At 59.1% G+C, this 26491-nt stretch carries 22 protein-coding genes; 12 read left to right on the plus strand and 10 right to left on the minus strand.

What is annotated here, in order from left to right; translation table 11 throughout:
* Positions 1 to 71: 71 nt before the first annotated feature.
* The 4 genes from KI236_RS07705 to KI236_RS07720 are packed head-to-tail and all read left to right on the plus strand — an operon-like array spanning position 72 to position 2659.
* Positions 72 to 335: a TM1266 family iron-only hydrogenase system putative regulator gene (locus tag KI236_RS07705; RefSeq protein ID WP_212820837.1), complete on the plus strand. Its 264-nt coding sequence runs from the start codon at positions 72 to 74 to the stop codon at positions 333 to 335.
* 22 nt (positions 336 to 357) lie between these two features.
* Positions 358 to 1344 carry an ABC transporter substrate-binding protein gene (locus tag KI236_RS07710; RefSeq protein WP_212820839.1) on the plus strand — a complete coding sequence of 329 codons (987 nt, stop codon included), beginning with the start codon at positions 358 to 360 and terminating at the stop codon, positions 1342 to 1344.
* Positions 1341 to 2096, plus strand: coding sequence for an ABC transporter permease (locus KI236_RS07715; RefSeq protein WP_212820841.1), 756 nt, complete (start codon positions 1341 to 1343; stop codon positions 2094 to 2096). The genes KI236_RS07710 and KI236_RS07715 overlap by 4 nt, the downstream gene beginning before the upstream one ends.
* Positions 2093 to 2659 carry an ATP-binding cassette domain-containing protein gene (locus KI236_RS07720; protein ID WP_212820843.1) on the plus strand — a complete coding sequence of 189 codons (567 nt, stop codon included), beginning with the start codon at positions 2093 to 2095 and terminating at the stop codon, positions 2657 to 2659. Before KI236_RS07715 ends, KI236_RS07720 begins: the two co-directional genes overlap by 4 nt.
* A 45-nt stretch (positions 2660 to 2704) precedes the next feature.
* Here KI236_RS07720 and KI236_RS07725 read toward each other — a convergent pair whose 3' ends face one another.
* The 5 genes from KI236_RS07725 to KI236_RS07745 all read right to left on the minus strand — a co-directional run bounded on the left by KI236_RS07725 (position 2705) and on the right by KI236_RS07745 (position 7339).
* A complete protein-coding gene (locus KI236_RS07725; RefSeq protein WP_212820845.1) occupies positions 2705 to 2920 on the minus strand; it encodes a hypothetical protein in 216 nt (71 codons plus the stop codon).
* 131 nt (positions 2921 to 3051) lie between these two features.
* Positions 3052 to 4386: a hemolysin family protein gene (locus tag KI236_RS07730; protein WP_212820848.1), complete on the minus strand. Its 1335-nt coding sequence runs from the start codon at positions 4384 to 4386 to the stop codon at positions 3052 to 3054.
* Positions 4387 to 4757: 371 nt separating this feature from the next.
* A complete protein-coding gene (locus KI236_RS07735) occupies positions 4758 to 5459 on the minus strand; it encodes a methionine ABC transporter permease (RefSeq protein WP_212820849.1) in 702 nt (233 codons plus the stop codon).
* Positions 5449 to 6456 carry a methionine ABC transporter ATP-binding protein gene (locus tag KI236_RS07740; RefSeq protein WP_212820851.1) on the minus strand — a complete coding sequence of 336 codons (1008 nt, stop codon included), beginning with the start codon at positions 6454 to 6456 and terminating at the stop codon, positions 5449 to 5451. Before KI236_RS07740 ends, KI236_RS07735 begins: the two co-directional genes overlap by 11 nt.
* Before the next feature lie 22 nt (positions 6457 to 6478).
* Entirely contained in the window at positions 6479 to 7339 is an 861-nt protein-coding gene (locus KI236_RS07745; protein ID WP_212820853.1) for a MetQ/NlpA family ABC transporter substrate-binding protein, read from the minus strand.
* Between the two features lie 581 nt (positions 7340 to 7920).
* On the opposite strand from KI236_RS07745, the gene KI236_RS07750 reads away from it, so the two are divergent.
* Positions 7921 to 9018 (plus strand): alanine racemase, encoded by a 1098-nt coding sequence (locus KI236_RS07750; protein ID WP_212820855.1) that lies wholly within the window; start codon positions 7921 to 7923, stop codon positions 9016 to 9018.
* A gap of 57 nt (positions 9019 to 9075) precedes the next feature.
* Positions 9076 to 9492: a hypothetical protein gene (locus KI236_RS07755; protein ID WP_212820857.1), complete on the plus strand. Its 417-nt coding sequence runs from the start codon at positions 9076 to 9078 to the stop codon at positions 9490 to 9492.
* 473 nt (positions 9493 to 9965) lie between these two features.
* On the opposite strand, the gene KI236_RS07760 is transcribed toward KI236_RS07755, so the two are convergent.
* From KI236_RS07760 to KI236_RS07780, 5 genes are all read right to left on the minus strand, one after another.
* Complete coding sequence (locus KI236_RS07760; protein WP_212820859.1) at positions 9966 to 11651, minus strand: Na+/H+ antiporter NhaC family protein; 1686 nt, start codon at positions 11649 to 11651, stop codon at positions 9966 to 9968.
* A 1303-nt stretch (positions 11652 to 12954) separates the two neighbouring features.
* Positions 12955 to 14640 carry a Na+/H+ antiporter NhaC family protein gene (locus KI236_RS07765; protein ID WP_212820861.1) on the minus strand — a complete coding sequence of 562 codons (1686 nt, stop codon included), beginning with the start codon at positions 14638 to 14640 and terminating at the stop codon, positions 12955 to 12957.
* Between the two features lie 712 nt (positions 14641 to 15352).
* Positions 15353 to 16795, minus strand: a complete 1443-nt coding sequence (locus KI236_RS07770) for a sodium-dependent transporter (RefSeq protein WP_212820863.1) — start codon at positions 16793 to 16795, stop codon at positions 15353 to 15355.
* 543 nt (positions 16796 to 17338) lie between these two features.
* Positions 17339 to 18046 carry a response regulator transcription factor gene (locus KI236_RS07775; RefSeq protein ID WP_212820865.1) on the minus strand — a complete coding sequence of 236 codons (708 nt, stop codon included), beginning with the start codon at positions 18044 to 18046 and terminating at the stop codon, positions 17339 to 17341.
* The gene (locus KI236_RS07780; RefSeq protein ID WP_212820867.1) at positions 18036 to 19172 is read right to left on the minus strand and encodes a sensor histidine kinase; all 1137 of its coding nucleotides are present in this window, start codon (positions 19170 to 19172) and stop codon (positions 18036 to 18038) included. Before KI236_RS07780 ends, KI236_RS07775 begins: the two co-directional genes overlap by 11 nt.
* A gap of 330 nt (positions 19173 to 19502) precedes the next feature.
* Between KI236_RS07780 and KI236_RS07785 the strand changes: the two genes are divergently transcribed.
* The 6 genes from KI236_RS07785 (at position 19503) to mnmG (ending at position 26203) form a co-directional block, all read left to right on the plus strand.
* A complete protein-coding gene (locus KI236_RS07785) occupies positions 19503 to 20945 on the plus strand; it encodes an NAD(P)/FAD-dependent oxidoreductase (RefSeq protein WP_212820869.1) in 1443 nt (480 codons plus the stop codon).
* On the plus strand, positions 20942 to 22201 hold the full coding sequence (locus KI236_RS07790) for an NAD(P)/FAD-dependent oxidoreductase (protein WP_212820871.1): 1260 nt from the start codon (positions 20942 to 20944) through the stop codon (positions 22199 to 22201). Before KI236_RS07785 ends, KI236_RS07790 begins: the two co-directional genes overlap by 4 nt.
* Positions 22198 to 22557, plus strand: coding sequence for a DUF1667 domain-containing protein (locus KI236_RS07795; protein ID WP_212820873.1), 360 nt, complete (start codon positions 22198 to 22200; stop codon positions 22555 to 22557). Before KI236_RS07790 ends, KI236_RS07795 begins: the two co-directional genes overlap by 4 nt.
* 280 nt (positions 22558 to 22837) lie before the next feature.
* Positions 22838 to 23401 carry a glycerol-3-phosphate responsive antiterminator gene (locus KI236_RS07800; protein WP_212820875.1) on the plus strand — a complete coding sequence of 188 codons (564 nt, stop codon included), beginning with the start codon at positions 22838 to 22840 and terminating at the stop codon, positions 23399 to 23401.
* 4 nt (positions 23402 to 23405) lie between these two features.
* Positions 23406 to 24050, plus strand: coding sequence for a TIGR01906 family membrane protein (locus KI236_RS07805; RefSeq protein ID WP_212820877.1), 645 nt, complete (start codon positions 23406 to 23408; stop codon positions 24048 to 24050).
* A gap of 287 nt (positions 24051 to 24337) precedes the next feature.
* The gene (gene mnmG, locus KI236_RS07810; RefSeq protein ID WP_212820880.1) at positions 24338 to 26203 is read left to right on the plus strand and encodes a tRNA uridine-5-carboxymethylaminomethyl(34) synthesis enzyme MnmG; all 1866 of its coding nucleotides are present in this window, start codon (positions 24338 to 24340) and stop codon (positions 26201 to 26203) included.
* Positions 26204 to 26491: the final 288 nt, after the last annotated feature.

Raw genomic sequence — 26491 nt, forward strand, 5'->3', positions numbered from 1 at the left:
GGGTCTTTTGGCCGCGTCGAAGAAGCGATGCGGCTTTTTTGCCGCGAAAAATCCATCCGGGAGGTAATCACATGGAAACCAGAGTCGCCCTTATCGGCATCATCGTAACGCAGGAGTCGTCGGTAGCGGCCCTGAACGAGCTGCTGCACCAGTACGGCCACTACATCATCGGCCGCATGGGACTTCCCTACCGGGAAAAGGGCGTGAACATCATCTCCGTGGTGCTGGACGCGCCCCAGGACGCCATCTCCGCCCTCAGCGGTAAAATCGGCCGCCTGGAGGGGGTCAGCGCCAAGACCCAGTATTCCCATGTCATCACCCCCGGAGAAAACTAAGGCAAAAGAAAGGAATCCCGCTATGAAAAAGATCACTTCCCTGCTCCTGGCCCTGCTGCTGGTTCTGAGCCTGGCCGCCTGCACCGTGCAGCCCCGTCAGGAGGACTATCAGTCCGTGAATGTTCGCCTGGGCGGCCTGAAGGGTCCCACCTCCATGGGCATGGCCAAGCTGCTGGACGACGCCGAAAACGGCCTCACCGCCAACACCTATGCCTTTACCATGGCCGCCTCCGCCAGCGAGCTGACCCCCCAGCTCATCAAGGGGGAGCTGGACATTTTGGCCGTGCCCGCCAATGTGGGAGCCATTCTCTATAACCAGACCCAGGGCCAGGTGGAGCTTATTGCCGCCAGCACCTTGGGCGTGCTGTACATTGTGGAAAAGGGCGGCCAGACCGTGACGGATGTGAAGTCCCTGGCCGGTAAGACCCTCTACGCCACCGGCAAGGGGGCCACTCCGGAATACGCTCTGACCTATTTGCTGGCCCAAAACGGACTGACCCTGGGCCGGGATGTAACCGTGGAGTGGAAGAGCGAGCCCTCGGAGATCGTGGCCCTTATGGCCCAGGAGGAACACGCCATCGCCATGCTGCCCCAGCCCTTCGTCACCGTGGCCCAGGGCAAGCTGGAGGGTCTGCAGGTGTCCCTGGACCTCTCCGCCCAGTGGGACAAGCTGGGCGTTGACAGCCGCCTGGTCACAGCGGGCCTGCTGGTGCGCAAGGCCTTTGCCGACGAGCATCCCCAGGCTGTGGCTAAGTTCCTGGAGGAGTACGCCGCCAGCACCGACTATGCCAACACCCACGCCGCCGAGACGGCTGCCTTGGTAGAGAAAATGGGCATCGTCAGCGCCGCCGTGGCGGAGAAGGCCCTGCCCGGGTGCAACCTGGTCTGCATCACCGGCAAGGAGATGAAAACCGCCGTAAACGGCTATCTCCAGACCCTGTATGACCTGAAGAGTGAGTCCGTAGGCGGCGCCATGCCCACGGATGGCTTCTACTGGCTGGGCGCATGAGTCGAGCCCGGCTGCAAAAGCTTTTCGCCGCCCTGCTGGCCCTGGCCGTGTGGCAGGGGGCGGCGCTGCTGGTCCACGCCCCCATCCTGCTGCCCTCCCCCCTGCAGGTGGCAGGACGCCTGCGTGCGCTGGTGGTCACGGCGGATTTTTGGGGCACCGTCGGCTTTAGTCTGCTGCGCATTGCCGGGGGCTTTCTCCTGGCGCTGGCGGCGGCCACGGTGCTGGCCTTCGGGGCAGGACGGTTTTCCCTGCTGGAAATCCTGCTGCGGCCCTATGTGCTGGCCATTAAGTCCGTGCCGGTGGCGTCATTCATCATTTTAGCGCTGATATGGCTGCAAACCTCCCAGCTGTCGCTGTTTATCTCCTTTCTCATGGTTTTTCCGGTGCTTTACACCAATGCGCTGGCGGGCATCCGCAGCGCAGACAGGCAGCTTTTGGAGATGGCCCGGGTGTTCCGGGTCCCCTGGAAGCGGCGGGTGCGGATGATCTACCTGCCGGCGGTGGAGCCGTTTTTGCTGGCAGGCTGCGCCACATCCCTGGGCATGAGCTGGAAGGCCGGGGTGGCGGCGGAGGTCATCGGCGTGGTAGGCGGCTCCCTGGGGGAGCGGCTGTATGACGCGAAGATCTACCTGATGACCGCGGACCTTCTGGCCTGGACGGTGGTCATTGTGGCCCTGAGTGCCGGGTTTGAAAAGCTGGTTTTGTGGCTGCTTCGGCGCATCCTTCGCCAGATAGGAGGTGTGCCGGCATGAAAATTCAGCATCTGTGCAAAGCCTTTGACGGCAAGATGGTTTTGGATCATGTGTCTCTGACTCTGGAGAGCGGTGGGACGGCCTGCCTTATGGCCCCCTCGGGCCGGGGCAAGACCACCCTGCTGCGGTGCATCGCCGGGCTGGAGACGCCCGACAGCGGGCAAATTACGGACCTGCCGGAGCGTATTGCCTATGTGTTTCAGGAGGACCGTCTGTGTGACGGATTTTCCGCTGTGGACAATATCCGCCTGGTCACGGGCAAGGCTCTGGGCGAGGGCGAAATTCGCCGGCATCTGGAGGAGCTGGGGCTGGCGGGGAGCCTGGACCAGCCGGTCCGGGAGCTTTCCGGCGGTATGCGGCGGCGGGTGGTTATTTCCCGGGCGGTTTGCTTCGGCGCCGACCTTCTGCTGCTGGACGAGCCCTTCAAGGGACTGGATGACGAGGCCCGGCAGCAAACGGCGGACTACATTCTCCGGCACCGAGGGGCCGCCGCGATTTTGTGCGTGACCCATGACCGAGAGGACGCCGCCGCCCTGGGCGGCGCGGACATCGTGACATTTTAAAAATATAGGGGCGGGATAAATCCCGCCCCTATATTTTTTATTGTCTCACTCCAGCGCCTCGCCCAGAGCTTCCAGGCGGTCTATGATTTCATCCACCAGATCCTCCAGGACTTCATGCTCCTCGGCCCAGTCCACAAATTCCTCGCTGGTCTCATCCTCCGGCTCATCCTCATCCATGGCCTCCAGCTCCTGACGGATGTCCGAGAGATACGCCCGTAGCTCCTCCGGGTCCATGGTGTCCGGATCGCGATATAGGTCCATTTTATGTCCCCCTTTATGTCACCTTCTTGTCTCCGATTTTGCCACAAACTGCACCAAAGTGCAAGCAAAATTCACCGCTTTTTGGCCGCAAACCGATGCTCGTGTGCGGCCTATATGGCTCCGAAGAATTTTTATTGTGCCTTTTCTGCCCTGTCATCCGGCACTGACAGCTTCGTTACCGTGGCATAGGAGATCTGATGCTCCTTGACTTCTTTGATATGTATATGCAATCCCTTGAAGTCCAGTTCTATGCTTTGCTCCCCGTCATGGGGGATCATGTCAAGCTCGCCAAAGACAAGGCCGGTGAAGGTGTCTACCTCCTCCCTGCCTATCTCCACATCCAATGCCTGCTCGATGTCGTGGAGCTCCACATTGCCAACGATGGCCCAGGTGTTCTCATCCAACCGTTCCACATGGGGTTCGGCGGCGCCCTCTTCCGCGGTATCCTCCCCCAGGTCGCCTACCAACCGCTGCACCAAATCATTCAGGGTGATAATCCCCTCTAAGCCGCCATGCTCGTCCAGCACAACGGCCATGGCATTGCGGGTTTTCTTCATCTTCCGGAACAGCACATCCGCCTTGATGGTTTCCGGCACAAAGAAGGGCGGCTTCACGGCACGCTGCATGACATTCTCCCGGCTCTTGTCATCCAGCCGGAAATAGTCCTTGGCATTGAGAATGCCGATGATATTGTCGGTGGAGTCCCGGCACACGGGATAGAGGGTATAGCGGCTGTCATGGATGACCCGGGCCCACTCCTCCATGGGGTCCTCCAGCCAAAGAATAGCGACATCCGTGCGATGGACCGCAATCTCCTCGGCGGTCAGATCGTCAAATGCGAAGATATTCCGAATAAATGTCTTTTCCTCCTCGTCAATAGCACCCTTTTCGCTGCCGGCATCTACCATCAGGAGAATCTCCTCCTCGTTGACCGACTCCTCCACTTCGTTGGGGTCAATGCCCAGCAGCCGCAAAATGCTATTGGTGGACACGGACAGGAGCCACACGATGGGACGGAACACAACGGAAATGCCGTTGACCAGCCCGGAGATACGCAGGCCAAGGGCCTCCGCCCTCTTCAGCGCAATTCGCTTGGGAACCAGCTCGCCAAACACCAGGGTAAAGTAGGACAGGATCAGCGTGATGACCACAACGGCGATAGAGTCCAGGGTTGCCCTGGGAATGTTCACGCCCAGGCCCAGCAGCCAGTCCACCAGCGGGTCGGAAAAATTGTCGGCGGCAAATGCAGAGCCCAGGAAGCCGGACAGGGTAATGGCCACCTGAATGGTTGCAAGGAACCGGGCTGGCTCACGGGTCAGCTTGTATAAGCGCCCGGCCCGTTTATCTCCCCCGTCCGCCATTCGTTCCAGTTTTGTTTCGTTTATAGAGAGTACCGCCAGCTCCGCAGATGCAAAAACGGCATTCAGTGCGATCAGTACCAGCTGTAAAATAATCAATCCTAACATTTATTTTGACCTTTCTATATCCATTATATCTTTCAAATTCTTCAAAATAGCAAAAAACACAGCCCAAGCGGAAACCGTTCCGCACGGGTCGTGCCTAACATCTGTATTTGAACAAAATGGCGTTGTTTCGGTCAGGGGCAGGGCAACTGTCTCCGGCTTCCATAAAATTGATCGACCTCCTTTTATTTTTAACGCCATTATAGAGGATAGCGTAGAGAAATGCAAGCCGTTCCGCCGATGATGGGGCAATCTGTACGGTGTTTTTACACCCTATACTCTCCTGACAATGATAAAAAAAGGCGTCGGTACGGAAAAAACCACGGGGCATCGAAAGGACGGCCCGTGGTTTTTCGGTTATTTTTCTTTCCGCGTTATTTTTTTAGGCGCTTGTCGCAGCGGATAGCCAGCTTCGTGCCGATGGTTTGCAGCACCTGCACCAGCAGCACCAGCAGGATCACCGCCACCAGCATCACCAGGTACTTATAGCGGTAATAGCCGTAGTCGATGGCGATCTTGCCCAGGCCGCCGCCGCCGATGATGCCGCTCATGGCCGAGTAGCCCAGAATGGTGGTCAGGGCGATGGTCACATTTTGCAGCAGGCTGGGGACGCTCTCGGGAATCATCACCCGGCAGATGATCTGCAGGGGGGTGGCGCCCATGCTCTGGGCGGCCTCGATGATATTGGGGTCCACCTCCCGGAGACTGCCCTCCACCAATCTGGCGATAAACGGGAAGGCCGCTACCACCAAAGGCACAATGGTGGCCGCTGTGCCCACGGCGGTGCCGATGATAAGCCGGGACAGAGGAAACACCATGATCATCAAAATCAGAAACGGCACAGACCGCAGCAGATTGATGAGCACATTCAGCACATGGAGAACGCCCTTAGGCAGGGGCAGCACGCCGCCCTTTTCTCCCACCACCAGCAGCACGCCCAAAGGCAGGCCGATAACAGTGGCCAGGAGGGTGGAGAGCAGGGTCACATAGAGCGTTTCCCAAATAGCAAAGGGTATCTGCGGCAGGACCGCCTGCAGATCCGCCAGGGACGACGGGGAAAACAAATCACTGTACATGGTGCTCCACCTCCTCTACCTGAATATTGGGATAGGCCTTAATGAAGTCCACGGCCCGGTCAAAGTGGGCGCTGGGGATGCCCAGGAGCATACTGCCGTAGACCTCCCGGGACAGCTTTTGGGTGCTGGCGGAGATGACATTGCAGTAGATGCTCTCCTCCGCCGCCAGCCGGGCAACCAAGGGAATACCGGTGGTCTGGCTATCACGGAAAATGAGGCGCACACGGCGCTCCGAGGCGGGATCGGACACCAGGGCGTCGGCCCCGCCGGGGAACACCAGCCGGCGGCCGGCTGCGGACTTGGGGGCGGCAAACACCGCCGACACCAGGCCCTCCTCGGCCACCTCGCCGCCGTCCAGGATGGCGACCTTATCGCAAATTTCCTTCACCACGCTCATCTGGTGGGTGATGATGACCACGGTGATGCCCAGCTCCCGGTTCAGCTCCCGGATCAGCTGGAGAATCTGGTGGGTGGTGTTGGGGTCCAGGGCGCTGGTGGCTTCATCGCACAGCAGCACCTTGGGATTGGTGGCAAGAGCCCGGGCGATGGCGATGCGCTGCTGCTGGCCGCCGGAGAGCTGGGCCGGGTAAGCATTGGCCTTATCCGGCAGGCCTACCAGGTCCAGAAGCTCCCGGGCGCGCTTTTCCGCATCGGCCTTCTTCATGCCGCTCAGCTCCATGGGGAAGCACACATTGCGCAGGCAGGTGCGCTGCATGAGGAGGTTGAAGTGCTGGAAGATCATGGTGATCTCCCGGCGAGCCCGGCGCAGGTCCTTGGCGGACATCTGCTCCAGCTCCTGACCGTCCACCCAAATCTCCCCGGAGGTGGGCCGCTCCAGCAGGTTCATGCACCGAACCAGGGTGCTTTTGCCGGCGCCGCTCATGCCGATGATGCCGTAAATTTCGCCCTTTTCTATCGTGAGGGAAACATCCTTCAGCGCTTCCACTTCTCCCCCACCGGAGTCAAATGTTTTGCATATATGCTTGAGCTCGATCATGTTTGTTTCCCTCGTTTCAAAATTACTTGGTCAGGGCGTCCAGAGAGGTCTGCTTGCCGCCGTAGAGGCCCATGGGCTCCACATGGATGGTGGCGATGGACACGATGTGGGTGCCCTGCTCCTTATTGAAGTCCTCCAGGTAGGGCAGGTGCTGGAAGTAGTTGGCGTCCACGGTGCCGTCGTCTACCACGGTGTTGGGCACAACATAGTCATTGTAGCTCTGGATATCCAAGGTGATGCCCTTAGCGGCCAGGATGGTCTTGGCAACCTCCAGGATCTCGGCGTGGGGGGTGGGGGAGGCAGCGATGGTGATGGTGGTGCCGTTCAGTGCAGCGTAGTCAAGGGAGGAATCATAGCCGTCGGTGGGGTTGGTAACGGTGCTGACCACGGAGCCGGCATACTTCTCGGTGATGAAGTCAGCCACCTGCTTGCTCTCCAGAGCAGCCTTCAGGGCCAGGATCTTGGGCAGGTTCTCATTGCCTTCCTTGACGCAGAGGATGTTGCCGTAGGCGGAGGAGGAGCCCTCGATGGCCAGAGCATCCTTCAGGGGATTGAGGCCGGCGTTGATGGCGTAGTTGGAGTTGATAACGGCGTAGTCCACATCCTGCTTCACATTGGGCAGCTGGGCGGCCTCAGCCTCTACGATCTCCACATTGTGGGGATTTTCCACGATGTCGTTCTTGGTGGCAGTGATGCCGGCGCCGTCCTTCAGCTTGATGATGCCCTGCTGCTCCAGCAGAAGGAGGGCACGGGCCTCGTTGGTCGTGTCGTTGGGAACGGCGATCTGAATGGTGGTGGTCTTCTTGCCGCAGCCGGTGAGGGCCAGGGCCAGGGTCAGCACAAGGGCCAGGACCAGAGCGGTGAGCTTGGTAGTCTTTTTCATGGTTTTATTCTCCTTTTTAATAATATAATGATGTCGGATTTTATGGGAAATGGGGCTATTGCCTCGGTTACACTTGCTTTTATCGAATCGTGCCCGGAGGACACATTCGGTGACCCGTGGCGAAGAGACGGTAGAGCTTTTTCATGGGGTCATCCTCCTTTGCCAAAAATAATACAGCGGGAAGCCAAATGACTTCCCGCTGTGGTAAGCGATACCCGCGGCCCTAATGACCGCTCAGGCGTTTTGGGAAAGCAGATGGCTGTTTTGCGCGCAAGAAAACATGCACATGCACATGGGCATGCACATCTGCATCATCATCATGCTGCGGCCAAACTGCTTCATACTGCTTTCTCCTTTCGTCTGTTTTTTGTTGTTGGCATAGTACACCCGGAGGGCGCATCTGTCAACCGGGTTTTTCACATTTTGTCATTTTTTCTAAAAAAGAAAAATTTATCACCTCGTGCTTTGTGAATTGGACAAGGTTTTTTCGCATTTCAGGGGGCGCACAGCCAAAAAAATAATGGCAATTCCCCGGAGAATATGGTATACTGTCTTTATCTGTGAAAGATCGAGGTAGGATCATGGATAGAAAATTTCCCCGCATTGTAATAGATCGGGACAAGCTGCGCAACAACTGCACCCAAATCGTCAAGCACTGTGAGGCCCGGGGCATAGCCGTGGCCGGTGTGATAAAGGGGGCAGGCGGACTGCCGGAGATTGCCCGGCTGTACCGCAGCTGCGGCGCAGCGCAGCTTGCCACCAGCCGCCTGGAGCAGATGGAGCTGTGGCGTCGGGAGGGTATCCCGGGGCCGTATATGCTGCTGCGGGTGCCGGGGCTTTCGGAGCTGCCGGAGGTGGCTCGGCTGGCGGGCTACTCCCTGCAGAGCGATGCCACCACCCTGGATGCGCTGAACAGCGTCTGCGCCGAGCAGGGCGTCACCCATCGGGTGATCATTATGGCTGATCTGGGGGATCTGCGGGAAGGCTTTTGGGATAAGACGGAGATGGTGGAGGTCTGCTGCCATGTGGAGCAGGGGCTTGACCACCTGCACCTGGCCGGTGTGGGGGTAAACCTGGGCTGCTACGGCGCGGTGAAGCCTACGCCGGAGAATATGGGGCAGCTGGTGGACATTGCCCGGGCCGTGGAGGCACGGATCGGCCGACAGCTGGAGATCGTCTCCGGCGGCGCCACCAGCAGCTACACCCTGGTCCACTGGGGTACTATGCCCCAGGGCATCAACCATCTGCGCATCGGCGAGACGGCCTTACTGGCCAAGGACCTGCAGGTGGATTGGGGCATCAGCGACATGGATTACCTGCTCCGGGGCACCATGCGCCTGGAGGCGGAGATCATCGAGCTGCGGAAAAAGCCCACCCATCCTGTGGGAGAGACGGTCATAGACGCCTTTGGCAACCGCCCCACCTTTGTGGATCGGGGTATGCGACTGCGAGCCCTGGCGGCCTTTGGCCGAGCGGATGTGGGGCAGGTGGAGACCCTTCTCTGCCGGGAGCCGGGTATGACGGTCATAGGCGGCTCCTCGGACCACTGTATTTTGGATGTGGAGGATTGCCCCCGGGCCCTGCGGGTGGGGGATGTGGTGTCCTTTGACCTGAGCTACAGCCATATGCTCTACGCCACCGGCCGGACGGACATAGCGGTGGTTTTTAACGGCGCATGACAGCATCACCCTTTCGCAAATATATTGTTTGCAAAATTTTATTAGGAGGATAGTCCATTGAACGAAAGTAGTATTTCCATTTTTATCGTGCAGGCGGCCCTGGCCCTGTTCACCTTCTTTGTGGCAGCACCCTGTGTGCTGAATGCCATCTCCACCTTTACCGTGCAGGCTCGGCTGGCCAAGACCATGGTGGAGGAGGGTGTCATCACGGAGGCGGATCGGCGTCTGCTCCAGCCGAAAAAGCAGATCGCAGGCGTGGTCATTTCGGTAATCTTGGTTGGCGCGTTGGTGGCCGTGGCCGCCCGGACCGCGCCCTATGGGTTCTTTAGCTGCGGCATTGCCGCCATCGCCGGTGTGCTGAAATATCGGCGCATTTTGGAGTTCAACAGTCTCACCGTCTCCCGCTTTAAGAACACCTACCAAAGCGTTATGAACAAGAGCAAGTACGACCAATATGTGAAAAAGATGTTCTGAGATGAAACGGCAGAGGGCGGTACGCGAAAGCGTACCGCCTTTTTTCGTTGGTGCGGCAGGGATGCGAATTGCCACAGCCAGTGTGCGCACCGGCTGTGGCAGTGACAGGGTTACACAGAAAGTGCGGTGGGGCGGGCGGACAGAGGCGTCCGCCCCTACGAAACGATAAGAGGCGTGGTTGGTCGTGGCATGCCGTATACGCATACATACGCATATACACTATATACACCCGCAAAAGCCTCGCAGAGTTTGCCGCCCGCAGGCGGCAAAAAAATTCAAATCATTTTTCACCGCGACATGTGCGTGGGGAAAAATACCTCTCAGGCTGCCAGTGTGGAATTTTGTCGCTTGCGACAAAATTATGCGCGCAGCAGACTGCAAACCCCTTTGGCAGAAAATTCCGTAGGAATTTTCTGCCAGTAAAAAAAGAGACGCCCGGAGGCGTCTCTTTTCTGTCGTATGTAGGCTGTATCTTACTTGCCGGCCATGGCCTTGTTGGCCTCGGCCATTTCGGCGAAGATACCGGCGTGCTTCTTGGACACCACAGCCTTGATGACCAGCAGAGTGGCGATCATCAGGACGATAGCGATAATCATGCAGATCACAACATTCTGCACCAGACCGGCGATGAGGAAGCTGACGAAGGAAACGGCAGCCACGGTCACGCCGTAGGGAATCTGGGTGGACACATGGTTCAGGTGGAAGCAGTGGGCACCGGCAGAAGCCATGATGGTGGTATCGGAGATGGGGGACAGGTGGTCGCCGCACACGCCGCCGGCGCAGGAAGCTGCCAGGCCGATGGACAGCAGGGTGATCTGGCTATTCCAATCGAACACGGCGCAGACCAGCGGGACCATGATGCCGATGGTGCCCCAGGAGGTACCGGTGGCGAAGCCGATGAAGCAGGCCACGATGAAGATGACGCAGGGCAGGAACTTGGCAAGGCTGCCGGTGTTCGCCATGACGCCCTCCACGAAGGTACCCACCTGCAGACCGTCGTCACGGCACAGGCCGCACAGGGTCCAGGCGAAGCAGAGGATCAGGATGGGGGAGATCATCTGAATGAAGCCGTTGGGGATGGACTCCATGGACTTCTCAAACTTAATCAGGCCGCGCAGCCAGTAATAAATGAAGGTGAACACCAGGGCCACGATGGAGCCCAGGCACAGGCCGTTACCGGCGGCAGCGTCGGAGAAGGACATAATGAAGTTGTGGTAGTTGTCGCTCTCGGCATCCCACATACCACCGGTCCAAATCAGGCCGACGATACACAGAGCAATCAGAATGATAACGGGGAGCAACAGGTCCAGAACGGAGGAGTGCTTGGCACCTTCCTCATAATCGTCGGCACCGGCGAAGGGACGCTCGGGGGTGGTGAACAGGTCGTTCTTGACCTGGGCATTGTACTCATGCTTGAGCATGGGACCGTAGTCGATGTTCAGCAGAGAGGTGACAATGACCATCACCAGGGTCAGGATGCAGTAATAGTTGAAGGGGATCTGGCTCAGGAACATGCTGATACGGGAGCCGGGGAAACCATCGGGCACATAGGAGGCAACGGCGGCGGCCCAGGAGGACACGGGAGCCAGCATGCAGACGGGAGCGGCGGTAGCATCGATGATGTAGGCCAGCTTAGCCCGGGAGATGTGATGGCTCTCGGTGACGGGACGCATCACGGCACCCACGGTCAGGCAGTTGAAGTAGTCGTCGATGAAGATCAGCACACCCAGGAGCATGGTCATCATCTGCGCGCCGGAGCGGGTCTTAACGGACTTGGTAGCCCAGCGGCCAAAGGCTGCGGAGCCGCCGGCCTTGTTCATCAGGTCCACCATGATACCCAGGATGACCAGGAAGATCAGGATGGAGATGTCGATGGCGTTGATCATGCCGACACTCTCGCCGGCACCGATGAAGTTTACGACGGTCTGCCAGGGGCTGAAGTCAGCCAGCAGCAGAGCGCCCACCAGGCAGCCCAGGAACAGGGACGAATACACTTCCTTGCTGATCAGGGCCAGGGCGATAGCGACCACGGGGGGGAACAGGGCCCAACCGGTGGCCACGAAGCCGGAACCATCGTTGGCCACCTTAGCGATGACCAGGGCGATGACCACGACCGCCAGCGCAATAAAATACGCTATTTTGGTACTTTTCTTTTCCATAGTGTGTGATTTACCTCCTCAAGTTTTGGTTCTTTTATCCTACCCTGAATTGGCTGAATTGTCAATATTTCGTTTTCACCTTTATCTCTTAATTTTGAACAAATTATGAATCCCCTTTTTGCTCAAATCGTCAAATTTCTGTCGCTTTTATATATTTTTTGCGGTTAAAGCCAGTGTATTAACGGGTTCTTTATACTTTTTTTGTTAATTTATATTTTTTTCTTAACGGTTATTAAGCGGGCATTTCTTTCGTTACAGGAAAATTACTCCTGCGTTCTCCAAACCGGTGTTATCGTTATTTCGTTATACGAGTTTGCATATCGTATCAAGATGCTGTTAACGGATTGTTTGGGCGAGGCAATCTCAGAGGCAATTTTTTCCTTCTATATTATTATAAGGTGCGTGTACGCCGGGTGGCCGCAAGGGTCGCCCCTATGAAAGTCCGCAAGGAGTGTGGGGAAATAATCCCCCAGTCACGGCTTCGCCGTGCCAGCCCCCTTTAGGCAAGGGGCCAAGGGGACGGGAGGACGGATTGCCACGGGCGCTTTGCGCCCTCGCAATGACACCGCTGCAAGGGGTGCCATTGGCGGGCCGATGTGGGGAGCGAACTGAGCGCTGCCAGTGGCAGAGGAAGCGAAGTGAGCGAGTGGCCGCGGTCAAAATTTTAAGCGTTCGCCGCAAGGCAGCGCAGAAATTTTGGGCACCGCAACAGGATCATCGGCCCCTACGGAAGCGTATCATGGGGTGCGTAGGGGAGGGGCTCTGCCCCTCCCGCGGGCGGGGTAGAACCCCGCCCCTACGGAAGCGTTACAAGAAGTGCCGATGGGCGGGCCGATGTAGGCATCGGCCCCTACGGAGGGTTACATGAAGTGCGGTAGGGTGGGCGGGTTATAAGAGGTGCGGCGCAGGCGTACGGCGGGGTGAGGGCATCCTGCCCTACGGAGAGGTTGCAAGTAGTGCGGTAGGGCGGGCGGACAGAGGCGTCCGCCCCTACGGAGCGATAAGAGGCGTGGTGCGTGACCGGGTGGGGCGACCGCAAGGGTCACCCCTACGAAAGCGTTATAAGGGGTGCAGTGCAAGACAGGCGGGCGGCCGCAAGGGTCACCCCTACGGAGGGTTACATGAAGTGCAGTGGGGCGGGCGGACAGAGGCGTCCGCCCCTACGAAAATGTGTTGTAGGGGCGGGGTTCTACCCCGCCCACGGGAGGGGCAAAGCCCCTCCCCTACGCACTCCTTGTTACGCAATACCGCAAAAAAAGAGACGCCCGGAGGCGTCTCTTTTTTGTTGTAAGTAGGCTGTATCTTACTTGTTGTACAGGGCCTTATCGGCGGCAGCCATCTCGGCAAAGATACCTGCGTGCTTCTTACCAACAACAACACGAATCACCAGCAGAGTAGCGATCATCAGGACGATAGCGATAATCATGCAGATCACAACATTCTGCAGCAGGCCAGCGATGATGAAGCTGACGAAGGAAACGGCAGCCACGGTCACACCGTAGGGGATCTGCGTTGCCACATGGTTCAGGTGGAAGCAGTGGGCACCGGCAGAGGCCATGATGGTGGTATCGGAGATGGGGGACAGGTGGTCGCCGCACACGCCGCCGGCGCAGGAAGCTGCCAGGCCGATGGACAGCAGGGTGATCTGGCTATTCCAATCGAACACGGCACAGACCAGGGGAACCATGATGCCGATGGTGCCCCAGGAGGTACCGGTGGCGAAGCCGATGAAGCAGGCCACGATGAAGATAACCGCAGGCAGGAACTTGGCAAGGCTGCCGGTGTTAGCCATGACGCCCTCCACGAAGGCACCCACCTGCAGACCGTTGTCACGGCACAGGCCGCACAGGGTCCAGGCGAAGCAGAGGATCAGGATGGGGGAGATCATCTGAATGAAGCCGTTGGGGATGGACTCCATGGACTTATTGAAGGAGATGAGGCCGCGGAGCCAGTAGTAAATGAAGGTCACAACGATGGCCACGATGGAGCCCAGGCACAGGCCGGTACCGGCGGTGGCATCGGAGAAGGACATGACGAAGTTGTGGTAGTTGTCGCTCTCGGCATCCCACATGCCACCGGTCCAGATCAGGCCGACGATGCACAGGGCGATCAGAACGATAACGGGGAGCAGCAGGTCCAGAACGGAGGAGTGCTTGTCACCTTCCTCATAATCGTCGGCACCGGCGAAGGGACGCTCGGGAGTGGTGAACAGATCGTCCTTGACCTGAGCGTTGTACTCATGCTTCAGCATGGGGCCGTAGTCGATGTTCAGCACGGAGGTGACAATGACCATCACCAGGGTCAGGATGCAGTAATAGTTGAAGGGGATCTGGCTCAGGAACATGCTGATACGGGAGCCGGGGAAGCCATCGGGCACATAGGAGGCCACGGCAGCGGCCCAGGAGGACACGGGAGCCAGCATACACACGGGAGCGGCGGTAGCGTCGATGACGTAAGCCAGCTTCGCCCGGGAGATCTTGTGGCTCTCGGTAACGGGACGCATAACAGCGCCTACGGTCAGGCAGTTGAAGTAGTCATCGATGAAGATCAGCACGCCCAGGAGCATGGTCATCAGCTGTGCGCCGGAACGGGTCTTCACGGACTTGGATGCCCAGCGGCCAAAGGCTGCGGAGCCGCCGGCCTTGTTCATCAGGTCCACCATGATGCCCAGGATGACCAGGAAGATCAGGATGGAGATGTCGATGGCGTTGATCATGCCAACACCCTCACCGGCGCCGATGAAGTTTACGACGGTCTGCCAGGGGCTGAAGTCAGCCAGCAGCAGAGCGCCCACCAGGCAGCCCAGGAACAGAGAGGAATACACTTCCTTACTGATCAGGGCCAGGGCGATAGCGACCACGGGGGGGAACAGGGCCCAACCGGTGGCCACGAAGCCGGAACCGTCGTTGGTCACTTTTGCGATGACCAGAGCGACAATCACGACCGCCAGCGCAATAAAATACGCTATTTTAGTGCTTTTCTTTTCCATAGTGAGTGATTTACCTCCTCAAGTTTTGGTAAGCCTATATTATTCTTTAATCGCCATATTGTCAAGTTCTTGTCAGACGATTCCATTTTTTTAACAAATTGTGTACAAACTTTTTTTCTTTTCTCACAAAAAATTTTTGAAAAAAGAGGGATTATAGGCAGAAATTTTCTTCCGATATTGAGAATACGGAGGTCGGCCGGGAATCAGTTGGCGCGACGGTGGGCAAGAGAACCCCGCCCCTACGGACAGCTTGGTGGCTGGTACGGCGGGCCGATGTAGGCATCGGCCCCTACGGAATCGTATCATGGGGTGCATAGGGGAGGGGCTCTGCCCCGCCCGCGGGCGACCGCAAGGGTCGCCCCTACGGAGGGGTTACAAGAGGCGCGGTGAGGTGAGGAATCCCCCAGTCACGGCTTTGCCGTGCCAGCCTCCTTTAGGCAAGGGGGCCGAGGGGACGGGGGATTCGGATTGCCACGGGCGCGGTGCGCCCTCGCAATGACACCTTTTACAAGAGGTGCGGTACAGCATCGGCGGGCGGACAGAGGCGTCCGCCCCTACGGATGACAAGGAAATTTGTGCAAGCCCGGGCGGAGATGTTTATGTATTCTTATCTGCGCACAGAAAAACGCCGGGGATGGCCCCGGCGTTTCAGGTATGGGTCTTGTGCGCTTGCGGCGCGGCGAGACACCATCTATATTATATGTAAGTCGGTTTAGAAGAAGAACTCTCTGATCTGGCCGTACAGCACCAGCAGCATGCACAGGGGGGTGATGAACTTGACGCAGATGTTGAAGAAGCCCTTCATCTTGAAGCTCTGACCCTCCAGGCAGCACTCGTCGTCCACCATCTTGGGGCCCAGCTCCCAGCCGATACACAGGCACATGAGCAGCGCGCCCAGCGGCATGAGGATACCCTCGGAGATGCAGTCGAAGAAGTCCAGCCAGCAGTCACACCACATGGGCAGGTTGCCGTTGACATCCTTTTCGATGCCCAGAATGTTGAAGGGGGAGATGCCGGCGCCGCCCAGAGAATCCAGGCAGATGAGGATGCAGCCCAGGCCAACGAATACGGCAGCGATGAGGGAATAGGTCTTGCGCTTGTCGCCCTTGCCGGCGTCACGGGCCTTATCGCAGAAGTGGGCCACGATGACCTCCAGCAGAGAGATGGAGGAGGAGATGGCGGCAAACACCACCAGCAGATAGAACAGGATGCCGAACAGAGCGCCCAGGGGCATTTTGTGGAACACATTCTGCATGGTCACAAACAGCAGGGACGGGCCGCCCAGGGAGCCGGTGGGGTCCAGGGCGAAACGACCAGGGATAACGCAGAGACCTGCCATCAGGGCCACCAGAGTATCCATGATCACGATGAGCAGGGCGTTCTTTTCGATGTTTTCCTTTTTATGCAGATAGGAGCCGTAGGTGATCATGGCGCCCATGCCCAGGGACAGAGAGAAGAACATCTGGCCGCCGGCCGTGGACAGAACGGTGAGGAAATCGGGGGCTTCCTTAATAACACCGTTTTCCAGAGCCCAGCCGGGAACGAACATATACTTCAGGCCGTCCACAGCGCCGGGCAGGGTGCAGGCGCGGACGATGCAGATGAGGAGGATGACGAACAGAGCGGGCATACCCACGGAGCAGACCTTCTCGATACCGCCGCCGATACCGCCCATGACGATGATCATGGTCAGCAGGACGAAGATCAGACCGTAGATCACGGCCTCCATTTGATTACCCATGAAGGCGCCAAACACTTCCGCGCCGTTCAGGCCGTTGGAGCCGAAGCCGGCGCCGAACAGATCGCCCACATTCAGCACCACATACTTGATGCAGTAGCCGCCCAGGGCGCAGTAGAAGAACAGGATCAGGAAGGCGGACAGAATGCCCAGCCAGCCCAGCCACTTGAACTTCTTGGACAGGACCCGGTACGCACCCACGGCGCCACGGCCCGTCTTACGGCCCAGAGCCAGCTCGCCCACCATGACGATGATGCCGCAGCAGGCCGCCAGGATCAGATAAATAACGAGGAAGGTAAATCCGCCGTTTGCACCCATCTTATTGGGGAAACCCCAGATGTTACCCAGGCCGACTGCCGAACCAACGGCGGCCATCAGGAATCCAAAATTGGATCCAAAGCCTTTTCTTTCTTCCATAGTTTTCTCTCCTTTATTATTGTTTGTCCTCTCTCCCAAGAGGTCTATTTGCACCTTAACATTTCCCTTTTCCTATGTAAATAGATTTCGCTTGTCCTTAACGCTCTCTTTGCGCGACTTCCGGTTTTCTTTATCGGACGCTTACGCATTGACACTATTTTAACGAAACCTCCCTCCTGCAAAAGTTCTTTTTGTGAAACATATCACGATTTCTGTGCTTATTTTATGCGCAGCAGAGCCTTTCCATGCCTGAGGGTCGGTGTAAAAAAAGGACAGCGGTTTCCCGCTGTCCTTTAGCCTTATTGTGAATTCGGAAAGAATTTTCCTTCGTTTTTGGCAATATATGAGCTCTAAAAAGCCTCGCAGAGTTTGCCGCCCGCAGGCGGCAAAAAATTGGGATCATTTTTCACCGCGACATGTGCGTGGGGAAAAATACCTCTCAGACTGCAAGTGTGGAATTTTTGCGCTCCGCGCAAAAATTATGCGCGCAGCAGGCTGCAAGCCTTTTGTCGAAAAATTCCGAAGGAATTTTTGACAGGAGTTTTAGTCGTCCTCGCGCATACGGTACCCCACGCCCACCTCGGTGAATATGTACTCCGGCTGGCCGGGATTTTTCTCGATCTTACGGCGGATATTGGCCATGTTCACCCGGAGGATCTGGTTATCGGTCTTGGCCTTGGGCCCCCAGAGCTCCCGGATGATGAAGTCATAGGTCAGCACCTTTCCGGCGTACTTGCCCAGGAGGGCGACGATCTTATACTCGTTGACGGTGAGCTTGGCGTTCTCGCCCCGGAGCAGCACCTGGTGCTTATCGTAATCGATGGTAAGCTCGCCGGTTGTAAACTTGCCGGACTGGGCGATGCCGCTATTGGGCAGGGCCGTGCGGGTATGGCGAATGGCCGTGCGGATGCGGGCCAGCAGCTCGGAGGTGCCGAAGGGCTTGACCAGGTAATCATCGGCGCCGTAGTCCAGAGCCTCCACCTTATCATGCTCATGGTTCCGGGCAGAAACCACCACCACAGGAAGATTGGACCACTTGCGCACGGACTTGAGGACCTCCATGCCGTCCATATCCGGCAGACCCAGGTCCAGCACGATCAGATCCGGGCAGTGGGAGGAGATCATGGTCAGGGCCTCCTCGCCGGTGCGCACAACGATGGTGTCGAAATCGCTGGCCTGCAGAATCATGGAGATGAAATTGCTGATGCTCTGCTCATCCTCTACAATGAGCACCTTGTCCTTAATTTTCATGTGTTTCCTCCTTTTCCATAGGCAGGGCGATGCGAAACAGAGCCCCCCCATTTTTTTGATTACTTGCGGTGATGCTGCCGCCGTGGGCCACCACGATGGTGCGGCAGACGGAAAGGCCGATGCCCATGTCCCGGCGGGCGTCCTCGCGGCCCTCCTCCGGGTGGAGCGTTCCGTCAAAGAGATGCTCCAGGCGGCTGTGGGCGATGCCCACGCCGTCATCCGCCACCTCCAGGATCGCCTTATCCTCCTTTTGATAGAGGAAAATGTCGATCTGCTTCACGGTCTCCCCGTGGCGGGCAGCGTTTTCCATGAGATTAAACAGCACCTGCTGCATCAGCAGCGGGTCCATGGGCACCAGCATGGGCTCCTCCGGCAAATGCACCTGCACGGCAATGCCCTGATAGTGCCGAAGGAACTTACTCACCGCACCCTCGATGATCTCCTCCACCAGCTCCGGGGTCTTTTTCACGCCGGCGTTCTCGCCGTCGATACGGGTGATGGAGAGAAGGTTTTCCGACACCCGCATGAGCCACTTGGCCTCCTCGTTTATGGACTGCAGCAGCTCCCGGCGCTGCTGTGGCGTGAGGGTCTCGTCCTGCTTCAAAAGTACGTCCGTGGCCCCTATGATACCCGTAAGGGGGGTGCGGATGTCGTGGCCCATGCCCCGCAGAAGGTTTCCGCGCATTTTCTCCCGGATCATCTGCCGCTGGGTGGCCTCCATCTGCTTGGCACGGCTGGCCAAGGCGCCAGCCAGGATGGAAATGGTCATCATCACCAGAAAGGTCAGGGGAAAGCCCGCCAGAGTGAAGCTGATGTGCCAGTAGGGCTCGGTGAAGATGTAGTCCACACTGAATACGCCCAAAACCGCACAGAGAATGCTGAATAAATATCCATCTGTAAGCACCGCCGTAAAGAACACATCCGTCAAAAACAGCATGGCCACATAGCTGGTGTCCTCGGTCTCGTCCAGGCAGCGCAGCAGCATACAGGCGATGACCGTGACAATATACAGGGTAAAGGAGATGATGAAGTCCTTGGGCGTGTAAATGAGATTATTGCCGCTGGCGGGCAGGCGAGTCTGCCTTCTCCACTGCTCGGGCCAGGGTATTTTGAGCCGTTTTTTCATGCAGTGTCCCCCTATCAGGCCTGTAAAACATTTTCTCGAAATTTTTTGGCAAACAGGCTCTCCATTTTGCCGCACGCAGGCGGCAAGCTCTGCGGGGCTTTATTTATCATCTAATTTACTGTTAAGTATACCATACATGGCCGTTAAGAAATTGTCAAGAATTCGTTAAGAGAAAATTCCAAAGGTTTCCTCTTGACAGAAGCCGCCGACCTTGCTATGATACATATATAATAAAATATTGTGCAATGAGAATTTGAGTCATGCAGCGAACGCACAGGGGAGCCTGTGCGTGGGTTTGCATGGCTTTTTTATGTAAAGGAGAGGTAAACCATGATCTATGACGCCATTGTCATCGGCGGCGGTGCCGTGGGCTGCGCCACAGCCCGGGAGCTGAGCCGCTACGACCTGCGCCTGGCCCTGTGCGAAAAGAACGAGGATGTGTGCGCGGGCACCAGCAAGGCCAACTCCGCCATCGTCCACGCCGGCTTCGACGCCGTGCCGGGAACGAAAAAAGCCCACTTCAATGTGGCGGGCAGCCGCATGATGGAGGGCCTCAGCCGGGAGCTGGACTTTTCCTATAGGCGTAACGGCGCCCTGGTGCTGTGCTTTAACGAGAAGGACCTGCCCCGGCTGGAGGAGCTGCGGGAGCGGGGCGAGAAGAACGGCGTGGAGGGTCTGCGCATTGTTAGCGGAGACGAGCTGCACGCCCTGGAGGGTGCTCTGTCCTCGGAGGCGGTGGCGGCCCTGTACGCCCCCACCAGCGCCATTGTCTGTCCCTTCGGCATGACCATCGCCCTGGCAGAAAACGCCGCCCAGAACGGGGTGGACTTCTTCCTGGACAGCCCCGTGACAAGCATCGTCCGCCGGGACGGCCTGTACGAGATCACCGCCGGGGATAAAATTTTTCAGACCCGCACGGTGGTGAACGCCGCCGGGGTATACAGCGACACCCTGCACAACATGGTCTGTGAGCACAAGCTCTCCATCGTACCCCGCAGCGGCGAATACTGCTTGCTGGACAAGAAGGACGGGCATCTGGTGGAGCGGACGGTCTTTCAGCTGCCGGGCAAATTCGGCAAGGGCGTGCTGGTGACGCCCACGGTACACGGGAACCTCCTTATCGGCCCCACCGCCGTGGACCGCAGCGACAAGGAGGCCACCAACACCACCTCGGGCGGCCTGGCCTATGCCATCGAGATGGCCGGGCGCAGCGTACCGAACCTGCCCATGCGGGACACCATTACCAGCTTCTGCGGTCTCCGGGCCCACCTGGAGGGGGATGCGGACGACTTTATTATCGGTGAGAGTGCCGACGGCTTCTTCGACGCCGTGGGGATCGAGTCCCCGGGTCTGTCCTCCGCTCCGGCCATCGGGCAGTATTTGGCCCAGTGCGTGGCCCAAAAGCTGGATGCCGCGGAGAAGCTGACCTTTGTTCCCACCCGCAAGGACATTCCCCATCTGCGGGAGCTGCCCTTTGAAGAGCGCCAGGCTCTGGTGCGGGAGAACGCCGCCTACGGCAACATCATCTGCCGCTGTGAGCAGATCAGCGAGGGGGAGATCGTGGACGCCATCCACCGGGTGCCCGGCGCCCGGTCTCTGGACGGGGTGAAGCGCCGGGTCCGGGCCGGCATGGGCCGCTGCCAGGGCGGCTTCTGCTCCCCGAGAGTGATGGAAATTCTCAGCCGTGAGCTGGGTATTGCGCAAACAGAGCTGACCAAGTCCGGCGGAGACAGCAGGCTCCTGGTCGGCTATACCAAGGAGGTGCAGGCATGAAACAGGTACAGCTTGCCATCATCGGCGGAGGCCCCGCGGGCCTGGCCGCCGCTATCGCTGCCCGGGAAAAGGGCGTGGAGGACATCCTCATTATCGAGCGGGACAAGGAGCTGGGGGGCATCCTCAACCAGTGCATCCACGCAGGCTTCGGCCTGCACACCTTCGGCCAGGAGCTGACGGGCCCCGAGTACGCCGGGCGATTCATTGACCGGGTGCAGCAGATGCACATTCCCTATCTGCTGCGCACCATGGTGCTGGATCTTTCCGAGGACCGGGTGCTTACCGTCACCGGGCCGGAGACGGGACTCATTCAAATCCAGGCCCAGGCGGTGATTCTGGCTATGGGCTGCCGGGAGCGGCCCCGGGGCGCGCTGAACATCCCCGGCTACCGTCCGGCGGGTATCTATTCCGCCGGTACCGCCCAGCGCCTGGTGAATATGGAGGGCTTTATGCCCGGAAAAAATGTGGTGATCCTCGGAAGCGGCGACATCGGGCTTATTATGGCCCGGCGCATGACTCTGGAGGGCGCCAAGGTCCACGCAGTGGCGGAGGTCCTCCCCTACTCCGGCGGACTGAAACGCAACATTGTCCAGTGCCTGGAGGATTTTGACATCCCCCTGTATCTCTCCACCACCGTGGTGGACATCCACGGCCGGGAGCGGCTGGAGGGTGTGACCCTGGCCCGGGTGGACGAGAATCGCCGTCCCATCCCCGGCACGGAGCAGCACATCCCCTGCGACACGCTGCTGCTGTCTGTGGGCCTGCTGCCGGAAAATGAGCTGTCCTCCGCCGCAGGGGTGCGCCTGAGCGGCGTTACCGGCGGCCCGGAGGTGACGGACCGGCTGGCCACCTCTATTCCCGGGGTGTTTGCCTGCGGCAATGTGCTCCATGTTCACGACCTGGTGGACTTTGTGAGCCAGGAGGCCCAAAAGGCCGGAGAAAACGCCGCTCTGTACCTGCAGGGCGCCCGGGCGGGCAGCCGCTCCGTGCGTCTGGAGGGCAAAAACGGCGTGCGCTACACCGTGCCCCAGTCCATGGATCCGGAGAACATGGACGAAACCGTTACCGTGCGCTTCCGGGTGGCGCAGCCCTACCGGGACGCCGCCCTGGCCGCCTATGCAGACGGCGTGCTTCTGCGGCGCATCCCCAAGCGCATTCTCACCCCGGGCGAGATGGAGCAGTTCCCCCTGCGCAAAGCGGAGCTGCCCGCAGGCTGCAAAACCATTACCTTTACCGTAGAGGAGGTGGCAAAATGAACCAGCGTCAACTGACCTGCATCGGCTGCCCCATGGGCTGCCAGCTCACCGCCACCCTGGAGGGCGGCGTGGTCACCGCCGTCACCGGCAACACCTGCAAGCGAGGCGACAGCTACGCCCGGAAAGAGTGCGTGGCCCCGGCGCGCACCGTTACCGGCACCGTCCGCTGCACCGGCGGCGAGGCGGCAGTGGTATCCGTGCGCACAGCGGGCGAGGTACCCAAGGAGAAGGTCTTTCAGGTGGCTCACGCTCTGAACACCGCTCTGGCCCGGCTGCCCATTGCCGCCGGGGATGTGGTTATCCCCGATGTGTGCGGCACAGGCGTTTGTGTAGTGGCCACCAAGAGCGCAAAATAAGCATATTGTATATTGTAAATATCCTCCTGCCCGTGGTATGATAGGCAGGAGGATATTTCTTTAGCTGGCGAAAAAACTTCGTTTTTTCTGCCAAAGGGATTTGCCGTCTGCTGCGCGCATAATTTTGCCGCTTACGGCAAAATTCCACACTGGCAGCCTGAGAGGTATTTTTCCCCACGCGCATGTCGCGGTGAAAAATGATTTTAATTTTTTCCGCCTGCGGGCGGAAAACTCTGCGAGGCTTTTTACTCTATTCCATTCCATAAAAGGAGGGAACCCCATGCGCCACAAGCTTATCGGTCTTTTGGAGCAGTCTCCGGTGATCCCGGCGGTAAAGGACGAGACCGCCCTGACCCGGGCCGCCGGGTGTGAAAGCCGGGTGCTTTTCCTGCTGGGCGGCGACCTGCTGACCATCCCCGGCTGGATCGCCCGGACCCACGAGGCAGGCAAGCAGGCGGTGGTACACATCGACCTGGTGAACGGCCTGGCTCCCAAGGAGGTGGCCGTGGACTGGCTACTGCACCAGGGGGCCGACGGCATTCTCTCTACCCGGCCCCACCTCATTCGCCGGGGCAGAGAGCTGGGGATGCTGACGGTGCTGCGGGTATTCGCCATCGACTCCAAGGCCGTGGGAAACCTGCAAAAGGAGACGGAGATGGTGACGCCGGATGTGATAGAGATCCTCCCGGGCACCCTGCCCAAGGTCATCGAAAAGCTCTCCCGAAGGCTGCCCATCCCCCTCATCGCCGGGGGGCTCATGGCGGAAAAGGAGGACATTCTGGCCGCCCTGGCCGCCGGGGCCTTATGCGTGTCCTCCTCGGAGAATAGCCTGTGGGAGGTCTGAGTTTATGCAAAAGCTCTGGTCTTATGTTGCCATCCCCGCCACGGCATTGGCCGTTTTGACCGGGTCTGTCGCCTGGGTGGTGCTGCTGCGGCCGTTTTACTATGTGCAGATCGGGCCCCTGGGTGTGTGCCAGGCCAGCGGACTCACCGCCGCCCAAGCCCGGGCCGCCTACAACGATGTGATGGACTACTGCCTGGGTCTGCGGCCGGACTTTGCCGCCGGGGTGCTGCCCTTTTCGGCGGAGGGGGCCAGCCACTTCGCGGATGTGCGAGTGCTGTTTATCCTGAATCTGGCATTTTTAGCCCTGTCGGTGGCCGTCTTGTCTTCGCTGCGGGTAGCCTGCCTGCGGCAAAAAACAAAGCTCCCCCGCCTGGCCGGACGGACCCCGGGCTTCTGGGCCGCCTGCGCCCTGGGCGGCGTCATATTGATCGCGGCTGCCCTGGCTGCCACGGACTTTAACCGGGCCTTTACCGTCTTTCACGGCATCTTTTTCCCGGGGAAAGGAAACTGGCTCTTTGACCCGGCCACGGACCCGGTGATCTTGCTGCTGCCGGAGGAATTCTTCCGCAACTGCGCCATCGCCATCGCCGCTTCCCTGCTGCTTTTATGCCTGGTGCTTATTCTCAGGGGCCGCAGGCAAAAAAAATAAAGCGCGTTGCAGCGCTTTTACAAAAAAAATACCCACGCTTACCGCGTGGCTTCTGTGGGGCTCCGGCTTACCGCTCGCTGGGCTGCCAATCGCAGTCGGCGAAGATCATGTCGTCCAGATCACCCAAGATCCAGTTGTTCATCATACTGTATCACGCTCCTTTCTTCTCTTGTTTTCCATGACGAAGTATAGCACAGCCCCACAGCAAATGCAAGAGTTTTTTCGGAAGTTTACACAAGTTTAACATTTATTATTTGTAACTTTTTACAAAGACCGAGGTTTTGTAGATGAAGGAATTCCTGGCGGGAAAATTTGATATAGCCGTCATAGGCGCGGGACACGCAGGCATCGAGGCGGCCCTGGCAGCGGCCCGGATGGGCCTGGAGACCGTTATTTTCACCATCAACCTGGACGCTGTGGGCAACATGCCCTGCAACCCGGCCATCGGCGGCACCGGCAAGGGCCATTTGGTCCGAGAGCTGGACGCCCTGGGCGGTGAGATGGGTAAGGCCGCAGACCGGGCCTGCATCCAGTACCGGATGCTCAACCGGGGCAAGGGCCCGGCGGTCCACTCCCTGCGGGCCCAGGCCGACCGGCGCAAGTACCAGCAGGTGATGAAGCACACCCTGGAGAGGCAGGAGCGGCTCACCGTGCGGCAGGGGGAGATCGTGGATCTGCGTGCCGAAGGGGGCCGGGTGCGGCAGGTTGTGCTGCGCACCGGGGCCGTGTATGAGGTCCGGGCGGCCATCCTCTGCACCGGAACCTATTTGCAGGGGCGCACCATTGTGGGGGAGTGCATTGAGGACTCCGGCCCCGACGGGATGCACGCCGCCGGGCCCCTGACGGAGGCTTTGACGCGGCTGGGTCTGCCTCTGCGCCGTTTTAAGACCGGCACGCCCCCTCGCATCAACGCCCGGAGCATTGATTTTTCCAAAATGGAGGTGCAGCGGGGTGACGAGGACCCCCTGCCCTTCAGCTTTTCCACGGAGCAGGTACCGGAAAACCGGGCTGTCTGCTGGCTCACCTACACCACGGAGGAGACCCACCGTATCATCCTGGAAAATTTGGACCGCAGCCCTATCTATTCCGGGGTCATTGAGGGGGTGGGTCCCCGGTACTGCCCGTCTATTGAGACCAAAATCGTTCGATTTCGGGATAAGCCCCGGCACCAGCTTTTCATTGAGCCCATGGGCCTGGACACGGAGGAGATGTACATCCAGGGCTTCTCCTCCTCCATGCCGGAGGAGGTGCAGCTCAAGATGCTCCACTCGGTGCCGGGCCTGGAGCAGGCGGTGATGATGCGCCCGGCCTACGCCATTGAGTACGACTGCATCGACCCCCTGGCCCTACAGCCCACACTGGAGGTAAAATCCATAGAGGGCCTTTACGGCGCGGGGCAGTTTAACGGCTCCTCCGGCTACGAGGAGGCGGCGGTCCAGGGCTTTGTGGCCGGGGTCAACGCGGCGCTGAAGCTCCTGGGACGGGAGCCCATGCTCCTGAAGCGCAGCGAGAGCTACATCGGCACCCTCATCGATGACCTGGTGACCAAGGGGACGGAGGAGCCCTACCGCATGATGACCAGCCGCTCAGAGTACCGTCTCCTGCTGCGCCAGGACAACGCCGACAAGCGCCTGACACACATCGGCTACAAGCTGGGTCTGGTGTCCCGGGAGCGGATGCAGGCGGTGGAGGAAAAATACGCCGCTGTGGATGCGGAAATTCGCCGCCTGGAGCACACGGGCATCCCCGGCAGCGAGGCGCTGAACCAACTGCTGACGGAGCGGGGCTCCGCAGCGGTGACGGACGGGGCCCGGCTCATTGACCTGCTGCGCCGACCCCAGATGACCTATGACGAGCTGATGACCTTTGACCCCAGCGCGCCGAGCCTGCCCAAAGCTGTGCGGGAGCAGGTGGAGATCTCTGTGAAATACGAGGGCTATATCCGCCGCCAACTGAGCCAGGTGGAGGAGTTTGAAAAGCTGGAGCAGCACGATCTGCCTCCGGACGCGGACTACACCGCTATCCGGGGTCTGCGCCTGGAGGCCCGGGAAAAGCTCAGCGCCGTGCGCCCGCTGAATCTGGGCCAGGCCAGCCGCATTTCCGGTGTTTCCCCGGCGGATATCGGCGTGCTGATGATCTGGCTGCACGGGTGAGAATTGGCCTTACAGCACCCACGCGGCAGGGCACACGGGCCCTGCCCTACAAGGTGTTGCGTTGTCGGGCCCGGGCGGACAGGGTCGTCCGCCCCTACAAGCCACGCCGTAGGGCGGGCTGCCCCCAGCCCGCCGCCGGGAGTTGCACCGCGCCCCTTGTAAAACCGCCTGTCATTGCGAAACCAGTGACCGATGTCACTGGTTGTGGCAATCCGTCCCCCTTTGGATTTGTGCGAGGGTATTACGGAGGACGCGGGCGACCGCAAGGGTCGCCCCTACGCAAATTTA

Origin of the sequence: Vescimonas fastidiosa (genome assembly GCF_018326305.1) — a bacterium.
In the GTDB taxonomy this organism is placed as follows: domain Bacteria; phylum Bacillota; class Clostridia; order Oscillospirales; family Oscillospiraceae; genus Vescimonas; species Vescimonas fastidiosa.

Coding starts and splice junctions, on each gene's coding strand:
- KI236_RS07705 (WP_212820837.1), top strand. CDS start 72: ATGGAAACCAGAGTCGCCCTTATCGGCATCATCGTAACGCAGGAGTCG.
- KI236_RS07710 (WP_212820839.1), top strand. CDS start 358: ATGAAAAAGATCACTTCCCTGCTCCTGGCCCTGCTGCTGGTTCTGAGC.
- KI236_RS07715 (WP_212820841.1), top strand. CDS start 1,341: ATGAGTCGAGCCCGGCTGCAAAAGCTTTTCGCCGCCCTGCTGGCCCTG.
- KI236_RS07720 (WP_212820843.1), top strand. CDS start 2,093: ATGAAAATTCAGCATCTGTGCAAAGCCTTTGACGGCAAGATGGTTTTG.
- KI236_RS07725 (WP_212820845.1), bottom strand. CDS start 2,920: ATGGACCTATATCGCGATCCGGACACCATGGACCCGGAGGAGCTACGG.
- KI236_RS07730 (WP_212820848.1), bottom strand. CDS start 4,386: ATGTTAGGATTGATTATTTTACAGCTGGTACTGATCGCACTGAATGCC.
- KI236_RS07735 (WP_212820849.1), bottom strand. CDS start 5,459: ATGTACAGTGATTTGTTTTCCCCGTCGTCCCTGGCGGATCTGCAGGCG.
- KI236_RS07740 (WP_212820851.1), bottom strand. CDS start 6,456: ATGATCGAGCTCAAGCATATATGCAAAACATTTGACTCCGGTGGGGGA.
- KI236_RS07745 (WP_212820853.1), bottom strand. CDS start 7,339: ATGAAAAAGACTACCAAGCTCACCGCTCTGGTCCTGGCCCTTGTGCTG.
- KI236_RS07750 (WP_212820855.1), top strand. CDS start 7,921: ATGGATAGAAAATTTCCCCGCATTGTAATAGATCGGGACAAGCTGCGC.
- KI236_RS07760 (WP_212820859.1), bottom strand. CDS start 11,651: ATGGAAAAGAAAAGTACCAAAATAGCGTATTTTATTGCGCTGGCGGTC.
- KI236_RS07765 (WP_212820861.1), bottom strand. CDS start 14,640: ATGGAAAAGAAAAGCACTAAAATAGCGTATTTTATTGCGCTGGCGGTC.
- KI236_RS07770 (WP_212820863.1), bottom strand. CDS start 16,795: ATGGAAGAAAGAAAAGGCTTTGGATCCAATTTTGGATTCCTGATGGCC.
- KI236_RS07775 (WP_212820865.1), bottom strand. CDS start 18,046: ATGAAAATTAAGGACAAGGTGCTCATTGTAGAGGATGAGCAGAGCATC.
- KI236_RS07780 (WP_212820867.1), bottom strand. CDS start 19,172: ATGAAAAAACGGCTCAAAATACCCTGGCCCGAGCAGTGGAGAAGGCAG.
- KI236_RS07785 (WP_212820869.1), top strand. CDS start 19,503: ATGATCTATGACGCCATTGTCATCGGCGGCGGTGCCGTGGGCTGCGCC.
- KI236_RS07790 (WP_212820871.1), top strand. CDS start 20,942: ATGAAACAGGTACAGCTTGCCATCATCGGCGGAGGCCCCGCGGGCCTG.
- KI236_RS07795 (WP_212820873.1), top strand. CDS start 22,198: ATGAACCAGCGTCAACTGACCTGCATCGGCTGCCCCATGGGCTGCCAG.
- KI236_RS07800 (WP_212820875.1), top strand. CDS start 22,838: ATGCGCCACAAGCTTATCGGTCTTTTGGAGCAGTCTCCGGTGATCCCG.
- KI236_RS07805 (WP_212820877.1), top strand. CDS start 23,406: ATGCAAAAGCTCTGGTCTTATGTTGCCATCCCCGCCACGGCATTGGCC.
- mnmG (WP_212820880.1), top strand. CDS start 24,338: ATGAAGGAATTCCTGGCGGGAAAATTTGATATAGCCGTCATAGGCGCG.